General features: G+C 65.1%; 1 protein-coding gene. It reads right to left on the bottom strand.

What is annotated here, in order from left to right:
• Nucleotides 1-213: 213 nt before the first annotated feature.
• The coding region (locus I6F36_RS38855) for an MOSC domain-containing protein (RefSeq protein ID WP_225173281.1) at nt 214-439 on the bottom strand (226 nt) is incomplete at its 5' end.

The raw sequence follows: 439 nt of genomic DNA, 5'->3' as shown, positions 1-439 counted from the left end.
GTCCTCGACCATCTCCAGTCGTCGCAGGAACGTCAATCGGGCATTCTTATGGCTGTTCATCCGGACTCCGGTTTTGTTTGGACAGGGGGTTTGGCGATTCCCAGTCTCTCAAAACCACTCCGGGTGAACACCCGCAACAACCTATTGAAGCTTCACAGCTAGGGCCTGCTGCCGTCGTATGAACAGGCCCTGGGCCGGGCGGCGGCCCTGGCCTCAGTCGGGTCTCACCTCGTCGCCGACGCGCAGCCAGCCGCTCTCCAGGATGCGGGCCGTCATGCCGCCGTGGCCGCGCATCGCCGCATAGCCGCCGGGGCCAATGACCTCTTCCATGCGCGAGCAGGGCGCACAGGGGCCGACGATCTGCACCAGGGCCTCGCCGATGCGCAGGCGCTGGTTCTTCAGCGACAGCAGGTTGAGGCCCGACACCACCAGATTGCGC

Source organism: Bradyrhizobium sp. BRP19, from assembly GCF_020194195.1.
GTDB classification, from domain to species: Bacteria; Pseudomonadota; Alphaproteobacteria; order Rhizobiales; family Xanthobacteraceae; genus Bradyrhizobium; species Bradyrhizobium yuanmingense.
Note: the sequence above shows the minus strand (reverse complement) of the source record. Positions and strands in the feature narration are given on the sequence as shown.